Genomic DNA, 11,040 nt, shown 5'->3' on the forward strand with positions numbered 1-11,040 from the left:
ATATTTATAATAAATAACTAAATGGAAGGTAAAAGAAGTGAAGACAGTCAATGTAGTAGCAGCAGTTATAACTGCCAAAAATCAAAATAATGAAACTATTATTTTTTCAACACAAAGAGGTTATGGAGAATTCAAAGGTGGTTGGGAATTCCCAGGTGGAAAAGTAGAAATAAATGAAAAGCCCCAAGATGCACTTACAAGAGAAATAAAAGAAGAGTTAGATACAATTGTAGAAGTTGGACAATTTATTGATCAAATAGAATATGATTATCCAACATTTCATTTATCCATGAAATGTTATTTTTGTCAGGTAAAAGAAGGAGATTTAATTCTAAAAGAACATCAAGACGCAAAATGGTTAACGGTAGATCAGATAGAAGAAGTAGACTGGTTGCCAGCTGATGTGACTTTAATTTCTAAAATAAAAGATTATATATGTAAAAATGGATTTCATTCTAAATAACATAGCCACGCAGGTCGAAATATGTACTGAACAATTAATTTTGGGGGGCAAAAGAATTGTCAGTTCAAGAAAGAAGATTGTTAAAGTTTGCTACCATCGGTTTCTTGATATCTTTTGTATGTACATTAATTGTACAAGTGTTAGGCGTGGAAAGTATATACAAAAATTCAATATATCAACAGAAGCAGTATATAAAAAATACTGTTGATAATGAAGTTGAGTATATAGATATTTTAAAAAAAGATGTTGAGTATAGATGGATGAAAGAAGGAAAATTTTATAGTGTTTCAGATGTAAAGGCTGAAGTTACAAGACTTATTCGTCAAAAATTATATAGTCAAGAGTATGAGAATGATGGTTATATTTGGATTAACGAGGTCAAAGATTATGATGGTGGGGACGGCTATGCCATTCGATTGATCCATCCAAATTTGAAAGATACAGAGGGTATGTATTTGTCTACAAGAACCAAAGATGCTGTGGGAAATTTGCCTTATAAAATGGAACTAGAGGGAGTAAAAGAAAATGGTTCTATTAGCTATAGCTATTATTTTAAAGAATTAGATTCAAAAAAAGTAAGTAAGAAGATGTCATATTCAAAACTATATAAAGATTATAATTGGATAGTATGTATGGGAGTTTATTATACACAAATTCGTGAAAATTCTTTCTTCCTAGATGAAAGATCACAAATGGTTCTATTTTTGGGTTATGGCGTTTCTATAGTCGGCTTATCTGTTGTTATTGGAATAAATACGAGGAAGTTGGTAAAGTCTAGTGAACTTTATAAAGGTGAGGCAGAAAAACTTCAAAATAAAGTTGAAATTGATGCGCTGACTAAAGCGTGTAGCAGGTATTGTGGAACAAAATTGTTAAATGAAGAACTTGAAAAATACAAGCAATCAAAAATAGAATCAGCAGTAGTAATAATAGATGTTGATCGTTTTAAAAATATTAATGATAAGTATGGTCATAATTTTGGCGATGAAGTTTTAAAAGCAATTGTAAGTGAAATAAAAGATAATATCAGAGAGACAGATAGTATTATAAGATGGGGCGGAGATGAGTTTATTATAATTTTAAGAAATATACCTCCAGTAAATTTAGAAGGAATCCTACAAAAGTTAAATAGACTAATCCGAGTTAAAGAAGTAATAAATGAGGATAATATAGGAGTCTCAACGACAATATCAATTGGAGCTGGATATATTGGAGATGATGAGAACATAGAAGCATTAATTAGTAGGGTAGACGTTGCGCTATATAAAGCAAAAGAAAAAAGAGATACCTATGAAATTATATAATGTTTAATTATAAAATAAAATTACAAAAAAGAAGCCATATATCTTGTACCGACCCCCCAAAGTTAGACCAAAAATCTAACGATTGGAGGTTGGCATATTTATGAGATAATGTGGCTTCTTCCTTTTCCGTTTTGTTTCGCGTGGTACAAAGCAGAGTCAGCTTGATTAGTATAAAAAGATAGATTCTTGTTAGTATTAACAAGTTTATTATCTTTTACAATCGTTGTTATTCCAATACTTAAACTTATCTTTTGTGTAGAAATATTTTTTAATTCATTATTAACATTATCAAGTATTACCTGAGCAGATTCTGCGGAACCATAATAAATACCAATAAATTCATCACCGCCCCATCGAGCACAAATTCCACATTCTCCAATTGCATCAAGAAGTTTAGATGCAACAAATTTTAAAATATCATTACCGTAGAGATGTCCACAAGTGTCATTATATGTTTTGAAATTATCTACATCAAGCATAAATAAACAGCTATTCGTATATTTTTTGTGAGTTCTGTGTATAAACTTAGTAAATTCACATTTGAATATTCTGTAGTTATATAAAGATGTTAATTCATCGATATTTTGTCGGATAACAAATGATTTATTTAATTTAGTTAAACAAAATGTTGATACTGCACTAAGTAGGAATATTAAAATCACAGCATATAGAATACTATGTGACATTTTAGAAAGAAAATATTCATAGATTGGCGAAGTATTTTTTTCTATAACTATATTCCAATTTAAATCATCAATATGTTTTATGGAGACAAATTGTTTAGAGTTTTTTAATGTGTATTGCTTGTTGTGAATTCTTGAAAATTCAGAACTAGGAATGTTATACATTTTAGAAAGCTCTTTTGGAGATTTAAAATATTTAGTTTTTCCTGTAAAGGAATTGTTCGCATTTCCTACGTTAACAATATAAATATTGAGATCATAATTATCCTTAAAGTTTTCAATTTCTTTTTCAAATTTGCTTATAGTTCTTCCGCTACCGACAACACCAATTACGTTATTGTTTTGATCGATTACTTTATAGTTAGTAAATAAAGTTACATTAAAATTATTATCCTCATCTGTATCAACTTGAATATCGCATATTTTATTTAAATTTAAAAAATTATAAAACCAACTATCGTATTTATTTTTGGTGGATAGAGTTTTGTTAAAACCATATTGTGTATAATAATTTTTAGTTAAATTAGAAATACAAAAAATAGTATTATATCCATATAGGTGTTTATAGTTGGATAAATAAGTGCATAAGGCTTGCTGATTTTTTTTATCAAATTGAGTATGGATATTTGATAATTGATGTTCTTTAATAATCCAATTCTTCAAAAAAGAATCGTTTGCCATTGTTTGGGCAACTGTACGCTGCTCAAAAGTGGCAGACTCTAGTTGCTAAGAAATATGTAACATAGTTAAAGATACATCATTAGTGACTTGCTTTTTAGCTAACGAATTAAAATAAAAAGCATCATTTAATTCAACAACTGTAAATCCAATTAAAATAAATAAAATGATAATCAAATTGTTTAGTAAAACTATATGTTTACGAAACATAATATATAAATTAACCTCCTAGAAAAAATAGGTTTATGTTATTATCAATATTTAATTAAATAATTAATATTGGGATTATTTTACATTATAATTGTGAAAATGTAAAATGTGTAAAAAGTTTGAAAAGTCAAAAAACACCTCCGAAAAAGCCTAAAGTTTAGAAAATAAAAAAATGTAAAAAAAGGGGTTGCATTCTATTTTTTTATTTGATATAATAACATTCGTCGCAAGGCAAGAGACAAATAAATAACAGCCACGGGGTGTGGCTCAGCTTGGCTAGAGCGCCTGGTTTGGGACCAGGAGGTCGCAGGTTCGAATCCTGTCACCCCGATTTTGCGGGTGTAGTTCAATGGTAGAACACCAGCCTTCCAAGCTGGATACGTGGGTTCGATTCCCATCACCCGCTTTACTATGCCAAAACATAGTTATGTGTTCGTAGCTCAGCTGGATAGAGCAACGGCCTTCTAAGCCGTGGGTCGGGGGTTCGAATCCCTTCGAGCACATTTGATACGTTGTTATCATGGTGGGTATAGCACAGCTGGTTAGCGCGTCGGATTGTGGTTCCGAAGGTCGTGGGTTCGAACCCCACTTCCCACCTTTATCTGAAAAGATATAATTAAATAATATGGGATATTAGCTCAGTTGGTAGAGCACTTGACTTTTAATCAAGTTGTCCGGGGTTCGAATCCCCGATGTCTCATGATTTGAAGAGTGACTGATATAGTTGCTCTTTTTTGTATATATAAAGGTTTATTTCTAAAAGAAGCATACATGATATCTATATTAATAGAAGATACACTTATAAGTAGTTGTTAATATGTGAAAATAAAGAAAAAAACAAATGTCATAGAATGATTTTTTTTCTTTACATGAAAAAAAATATATGTAACAATAGAAAAGGACTAATTATATTGAAATATAAGGAGGTTAATATGGATATCTTCGGAGTATTAACTTTATTAGGCGGTCTAGCGTTGTTTTTGTTTGGTATGAGCATTATGGGCGATAGTTTGACTAAATTGTCGGGAGGTAAATTAGAACAGATTTTAGAAAAACTCACATCTACACGCTTATCAGCAGTGTTATTAGGTACAGCTGTAACAGCAGTTATTCAGAGTTCGTCGGCTACAACTGTTATGGTAGTAGGTTTTGTTAATTCTGGTATCATGAAATTATCACAAGCCGTTGGAATAATTATGGGAGCTAATGTTGGTACAACTGTTACATCATGGATGTTATCACTTACAGGAATTGAAGGTTCTAGTATGGTTATGAAATTACTAAAACCATCTTCATTTGCCCCAATTTTGGCTGCAATTGGTATTGTTTTGATGATGTTTTCAAAAAAAGAAAAAAGCAAAGATATAGGACTAATACTTCTTGGTTTTACTGTATTGATGACAGGTATGGAGAGTATGAGTAATGCAGTTAAACCATTAGCGGATGATGAAAGATTTACTCATTTGTTATTATTATTTAAGAATCCTGTTTTTGGTATTGCAGCAGGAGCTGTTTTAACAGCAGTAATTCAAAGTTCGTCTGCGTCGGTAGGCATTTTACAAGCTTTGTGCAAAACTGGTGCTGTAAGTTATGGTGCAGCTATACCGATTATAATGGGCCAAAATATAGGTACATGTGTAACAGCTATTATTTCGTCAATTGGTGCTAAGAAAAATGCCAAAAGAGCAGCTGCGATTCACTTATATTTTAATTTAATAGGTACAACATTATTTTTGATTGTATTCTATGGAATAAATGCTATAGTTAGGTTTGATTTTATAGATAAGAGTGTAAATGCAGCAGGAATTGCTATTGTACATAGTTTGTTTAATATTGCATCTGTAGTTGTATTATTCCCATTTGCCAATCTTCTAGTAAAAATGGCAAAAATGACTATTAAAGTAGAAGATGAACATGCTTCAAATGAAATTACAATGCTTGATGAACGTTTCTTAGAGCAGCCAGGTGTTGCTATGGAAATGAGTAAAAAAGAAGCAATTAGAATGGCAGAGTTAACTAAAGAAGCAATTGTTAAAGCTATGAGTGTATTATTTAATTATGATAAAAAAGTGGCTGAACAAGTAATAGAATTAGAACAGAAAATAGATAAATATGAAGATGCGATTGGGTCATATTTAGTAAAATTAAGTGCAAGAGATTTATCACAAAATGACTCAAGAAGTATGTCGGTTATTTTACATACAATTGGTGATTTTGAAAGAATATCAGATCACGCAGTAAATATTGTTGAATCAGCAAAAGAGATAGAGGATAGAGAATTAGAATTTTCTAAAAAGGCATTAAAAGAGATAACTATTTTCTCGGAAGCCGTATTAGATATTGTAGATAGATCGGTAGAAGCATTTATCAATGAAGATTATGAAATGGCTAAAAAGGTTGAACCATTAGAACAAGTAATTGATTCGCTTAATATTGACGCAAAACAACATCATATTAAGAGATTACGTAAAGGTAAATGTACAATGGAACTTGGTCTAGTGCTAGAAGACATTATTACTAATTTTGAAAGAGTGGCAGATCATTGTTCAAATATCGGTATTTGTATGATTCAAATTAATGATGATGGATATGAAACACATGAATATCTTGAGATTATAAAACAAGAAAGATATCCTTGGTTTGAAGAAGAATATAAAGAATTATCAAAGAAATATAGTTTATCAAAAGATAAAGATTCAGATAAGAAAAAGAAAAAAAATAAGAAAAATGATAAGTCTTCTAAAGATAAGGATAAAAATTCAAAAGATAAAAAGAAAGAAAAAAAGAAAAATAAGAAAAATAAGAAAAATAAGAAAAAAGACTAAAATAAGTAGTAATCAATATAAGAGTCTAAAAAATACCGTTCTCAACGTTAATATAACCAAGAGAACGGTATTTTTGCTTATGAATAAAAAACTGAAATATATCAAAAGTCATATTTTGAAGGGGGGTTATTTTGATTGTTGTTTTCTTGGAGTGATTCATGAGCGCCGTCAAAAAAATCCTTAAAATTTTCATTATTTTTATTTCTTTTAGAATTATTTTTTTGCCCATCACCTTTTGTTTGTTGAGACGGTGCGATAAAATATATTGAGTTTACAGAATATTTATTATAATTCATAGGTGTCACACTCCTTAAAAACGTATGGCAATTTACATAGCGTATACAATTACAGTTACTCTATCGTAATTCTTTAATAAAAATTTTACGCTTTTGTGTAAAAAAAACGATAATTAATATGTTATAATGGAAAAGATATATTTTGAGAGGGAAAATTAAGATTATGTTATGAGAGAGTGAGGAATGAAAATGTATAAAGATGTATCAAATTTATTGATGTACGGAGAGGAGAATAATGATTCAATTTTATATAAAATAGGAGAAATATTTGAAGAATTTGAATCAGGAGAATATAATCCAATCCAATTAAAAAAGAAAATAAATATAACTATCAAAATGTTATTAGAAACAGCAACAAAATATGGTTTTGATGGCAATTTATGGAATGATTATTTGACATTTTATTTAATGATGTCCGAAAATCCATTTACAATTACTTGTGAAAAAACAAAAGTGCAAGAAGGAACTGTAAATGAGATAGTAAAAAATGATTATAAAATTTTTAAAAAATTATTTGAATATGACTTTACAGATATAGAAGAAAAATTAAATTTAAATATATTTTCTTTGATTTGTAATTATAAATCTTTTGCCAAAAAAGAACTTTCTTATAATAAGAATGTTAGCGAAAGGATAAAAGAGTACTCAGGACGTTTAAAAGAATCAAAGGATGAAAATGAATTTTATAATGTAATTACAGAGTTTTATATAAAATATGGTGTTGGAATGCTTGGATTGAATAAAGCTTTTAGATTAAAAGCAAAGTCAAATGAATCAGACGCAGTAGAATTAGTGCCAATCAATAATCTTGATAACGTTGTTTTAGATGATTTGATAGGATATGAAATTCAAAAGAAAAAATTAGTAGATAATACAGAAGCATTTCTTCAAGGAAAAAAAGCAAACAATGTATTACTCTATGGAGATAGTGGTACTGGTAAATCAACAAGCATTAAAGCAATTATAAATCAGTACTATGATCAAGGATTGAGAATGATAGAAATTTATAAACATCAATTTAAATATCTATCAGAAATAATTGAAAGTGTAAAAAAACGTAACTACAAGTTCATAATCTATATGGATGATTTATCATTTGAAGAATTTGAAATAGAATACAAATTTTTAAAAGCGGTTATTGAAGGTGGAGTAGAAACAAAACCAGAAAATATATTAATATATGCAACATCAAATAGACGTCATCTAATAAAAGAAACATGGAATGACAGAAATGATGCAGATAATTCGCTTGGAAAACATAGATCAGATACAGTAGAAGAAAAGTTGTCATTAGTTAATAGGTTTGGTGTAACAATAGGCTACACAAAACCAACTCCAAAAGAATTTATGACAATGGTTGTTGAACTAGCTAGACGTCAAAATATAAAATTAGATGAACAGACAATTAAGAGTGAAGCAAATAAATGGGAAATTGCACATGGTGGAATTTCAGGAAGAACGGCCCAACAGTTTATTAATTATCTAGAATCGCAAATATAATAAAATAAATTGTTGAATAATAAAGGCGTTTGATAACAAGAATCATTCAGAGTTTAAAAATTTGTCTGTTATAAAGAAAGGCAAAACATGTTATATCAAGTAAGTAATGGAAGTATTTCTTATGGTGATGAACCTATAGTAAGTGATATTGTGTTTGAAGTGAAAAACACAGAAAAAATCGCAATTGTTGGTAGAAATGGTTGTGGAAAAACAACATTTTTAAAGGCAATATCAGGAGAATTAGATTTTGAATCACAAAGTGAGAATAAACCTGTAAATGTAGCTAAAACAGGAAATCCTACAATAGGATATTTAAAACAAATTTCATTTGAGGATACCACAATAACTTTAGAAGAAGAAGTAAAAAAAGTTTTTAAAGACATGGATTTTCGAAAAAAAGAGTTGGCTGAAATGGCAAAAAAATTAGAAGAAGATTATTCAGATTCGAATGTAAAAACTTATATTGCCATGGAAGAAAAATTCAGAGAAGATGGTGGATATTATTACGAAAAAGAATATGATGTTTTGATTCGAAAATTTGGTTTCACAGATGAAGAACGAAAAAAAACATTAGATGAATTTTCAGGTGGACAACAAACAAAAATAGCATTTATTAAGTTGTTGCTTAGTAAACCAGATATCTTGCTCCTTGATGAGCCTACTAACCATTTAGATGTTACTACAATTCAGTGGTTAGAAAACTATTTAAAAAATTATGAAAAAGCGGTCATTGTAGTATCTCATGACAGAATGTTTTTAGATAATGTTGTTGACGTAGTATATGAAATTGAATATTCGAAATTAACTAAATATCCTGGTAATTATTCATATTTTGTAGAACAAAAAGAAAAAAATTACGAAAAACAGCTAAAAGACTATGAAAATCAACAAAAAGAAATCAAGAGATTACAAGAGCTTGTTGAAAAGATGAAACATCATCCAACAAAAGTATCTATGGCATGGTCAAAACAAAAGGCAATTGATAGAATGAAGAAAATACCAAAGCCAGAAAAGTTTAATACTAAAACATTTAAATCAAATTTCAAACCTAAAAATCAATCTGGAAATGATGTATTATTTATCAATAATATGCAAATAGGCTATGATAATCAGGTATTATCCGAGGTTTCATTAGATTTAAAAAGAGGCCAAAAATTGGGTATTATTGGTGCAAATGGACTTGGAAAGTCTACTTTTTTAAAGACAATTGCAGGTAAAATAGAACAAATTTCAGGAGAATATAAGTACGGTGCTAAGGTTGAAATAGGATACTTTGATCAACAAATGGCTATGTATCGAAGCTCAAAAAATATATTAAATGATTTTTGGGATGAATTTCCAAACCTTACAGAGCAAGATGTAAGAAGTTCGCTTGGAGCTTTTCTTTTTTCAGGAGATGACGTATATAAAGATGTTAATATGTTATCAGGAGGAGAAAAAGTTCGTCTTGCATTATGTAAATTAATGAAACGTAGACCGAATGTATTAATTTTGGATGAGCCAACAAACCATATGGATATTGTTGGAAAGGAAACATTAGAAAAAATGTTACAAGAATTTGAAGGAACAGTCATATTTGTATCACATGATAGATATTTTATGAAAAGAGTTGCCACCAAAATTCTTTTATTTGAAAATGGATATACGAGGCAGTTCCAATTTGGTTACGACGAATATCAAGAAAAGATTGCAGAAGAAGAAAATGAGGAAATATCATCTAGTAAAATAAATGGTATTAAAACATTTGGAAAAATTGGAACACAAAATGTTACAAATAGTAGCAATGCCAGGGAAAGCAAAGCAGAAAAATCAACCAAGACACTAGTAACAGTTACTAACAATACAACATCGAATAATAGCGGAACAACAATTGATGCTACATCACTAATAGGCAATGATAGTGCATCAACAAATGCATCATCGATAATTAATGATGTTACATCAACAAATACATTATCGATAAGTAATGATGTTGCATCAACAAATGCATCATCGATAAGTAATGATGTTATGCCAACAAATACATCATCAGCAAGCAATAATGTTACACCAACAAATACATTATCGATAAGTAATGATGTTACACCAACAAATACATCATCAGCAAGCAATAATGCATCAAATTCAATAAAAAAATTAACAAAAGCGGAATTGGGCGTTTCGGATTATGAATTAGGAAAAATGCATTCGCGTTTACGCCGCCAATTAAAAGATATAGAGAGTGAAATTGAGAAGTTAGAACAGCAAGGAGAGGCATTGCAAGAAGAATTGTTGAATCCTGAGTATCAGTCAATGTACTCTAAATTGACAGAAATTCAGGAACAGATCGACGAAAATGAAATGCTCTTATTAGAAAAGATGGAAGAATGGGAAAATGTAAATAACGAAAAAGAATCCCTTCCAGAGTTATAGAAATAAAAATAAAATAAAAAGAAAATAAAAAGAAAATAAAAAGAAAATAAAAAGAAAATAAAAAGAAAATATAAATCGTAATAAATAACATTACAAACTGCAGAAGCTACTAGCAAAGATTAATAAGAGTTAAAAGTATTAGAAATACCCCAAGGTTTGAACCGACCCCAAAAAGTTAGATTTTATAGGTCTAACTTTTGGGGGGCACCTCAAATTATTTTTTGGGGTATTTTGTGTGTAAAATATGTTTGGCTCGATAACTGTTATAATATAAATAAGTAGGAAAACAAGAAAGAAAATAAGAAGCGAACTAGAAAGTGAACAAGAAAGCAAGAAAAATAAGGAAGCAAAAAAATAAGGAAGCAAAAAAGAAAACAAGTATATTAATTTAAAATAGGTCATCAGAATATAAGTGTGGAATAAATTGAAAATAAAATATAGACTTTTCTGAAAAAACAACATAAAAACAGTAATTGTGTTTTTTTTGTAAAGATGACAAAAAGGGTTGACGGTATCGTGTAAAAGTGCTATTATAATCTAGCTGACAGCGAAGAGCTCACAAGCAAAGGAAACTAGTAAGTGAGAAAGACCTCGATCAGACATCTTTCGCCAGATGATGGCAAGTTTTTATTTAGAAACGATTCGATATAAAGCACCTTGATTGGTAGC

The 11,040-nt window shown here is 29.4% G+C and carries 8 protein-coding genes and 5 tRNA genes; 10 read left to right on the top strand and 3 right to left on the bottom strand.

Features of this window, described 5'->3' with window-relative positions:
• Window positions 1-37 precede the first annotated feature (37 nt).
• Entirely contained in the window at window positions 38-463 is a 426-nt protein-coding gene (locus BMY79_RS03925; RefSeq protein WP_027421566.1) for a (deoxy)nucleoside triphosphate pyrophosphohydrolase, read from the top strand.
• A gap of 56 nt (window positions 464-519) precedes the next feature.
• Complete coding sequence (locus BMY79_RS03930; RefSeq protein WP_022749913.1) at window positions 520-1,767, top strand: sensor domain-containing diguanylate cyclase; 1,248 nt, start codon at window positions 520-522, stop codon at window positions 1,765-1,767.
• A 98-nt stretch (window positions 1,768-1,865) separates the two neighbouring features.
• On the opposite strand, the gene BMY79_RS03935 is transcribed toward BMY79_RS03930, so the two are convergent.
• Together BMY79_RS03935 and BMY79_RS12135 are read right to left on the bottom strand one after the other, a co-directional pair.
• Window positions 1,866-3,131, bottom strand: a complete 1,266-nt coding sequence (locus BMY79_RS03935; RefSeq protein WP_074730451.1) for a GGDEF domain-containing protein — start codon at window positions 3,129-3,131, stop codon at window positions 1,866-1,868.
• 45 nt (window positions 3,132-3,176) lie between these two features.
• On the bottom strand, window positions 3,177-3,338 hold the full coding sequence (locus BMY79_RS12135) for a hypothetical protein (RefSeq protein ID WP_177176423.1): 162 nt from the start codon (window positions 3,336-3,338) through the stop codon (window positions 3,177-3,179).
• Between the two features lie 256 nt (window positions 3,339-3,594).
• Between BMY79_RS12135 and BMY79_RS03940 the strand changes: the two genes are divergently transcribed.
• The 6 genes from BMY79_RS03940 to BMY79_RS03965 all read left to right on the top strand — a co-directional run bounded on the left by BMY79_RS03940 (window position 3,595) and on the right by BMY79_RS03965 (window position 6,163).
• Window positions 3,595-3,669, top strand: a tRNA-Pro gene (locus BMY79_RS03940).
• A 4-nt stretch (window positions 3,670-3,673) separates the two neighbouring features.
• Window positions 3,674-3,744: transfer RNA gene (locus BMY79_RS03945), tRNA-Gly, on the top strand.
• Between the two features lie 23 nt (window positions 3,745-3,767).
• Window positions 3,768-3,841 (top strand) — tRNA-Arg (locus BMY79_RS03950).
• 19 nt (window positions 3,842-3,860) lie between these two features.
• A tRNA-His gene (locus BMY79_RS03955) sits at window positions 3,861-3,936 on the top strand.
• Between the two features lie 29 nt (window positions 3,937-3,965).
• A tRNA-Lys gene (locus BMY79_RS03960) sits at window positions 3,966-4,038 on the top strand.
• Window positions 4,039-4,270: 232 nt separating this feature from the next.
• Window positions 4,271-6,163 carry a Na/Pi cotransporter family protein gene (locus tag BMY79_RS03965; protein WP_074730452.1) on the top strand — a complete coding sequence of 631 codons (1,893 nt, stop codon included), beginning with the start codon at window positions 4,271-4,273 and terminating at the stop codon, window positions 6,161-6,163.
• Between the two features lie 101 nt (window positions 6,164-6,264).
• On the opposite strand, the gene BMY79_RS03970 is transcribed toward BMY79_RS03965, so the two are convergent.
• Window positions 6,265-6,459: a hypothetical protein gene (locus tag BMY79_RS03970; protein ID WP_022750417.1), complete on the bottom strand. Its 195-nt coding sequence runs from the start codon at window positions 6,457-6,459 to the stop codon at window positions 6,265-6,267.
• Between the two features lie 189 nt (window positions 6,460-6,648).
• On the opposite strand from BMY79_RS03970, the gene BMY79_RS03975 reads away from it, so the two are divergent.
• Complete coding sequence (locus BMY79_RS03975; protein ID WP_027421562.1) at window positions 6,649-7,959, top strand: ATP-binding protein; 1,311 nt, start codon at window positions 6,649-6,651, stop codon at window positions 7,957-7,959.
• Between the two features lie 87 nt (window positions 7,960-8,046).
• Window positions 8,047-10,371 carry a ribosomal protection-like ABC-F family protein gene (abc-f, locus tag BMY79_RS03980; protein ID WP_074730453.1) on the top strand — a complete coding sequence of 775 codons (2,325 nt, stop codon included), beginning with the start codon at window positions 8,047-8,049 and terminating at the stop codon, window positions 10,369-10,371.
• The last annotated feature ends 669 nt before the right edge of the window (window positions 10,372-11,040 follow it).

Origin of the sequence: Lachnobacterium bovis (genome assembly GCF_900111325.1) — a bacterium.
Lineage (GTDB): Bacteria > Bacillota > Clostridia > Lachnospirales > Lachnospiraceae > Roseburia > Roseburia bovis_A.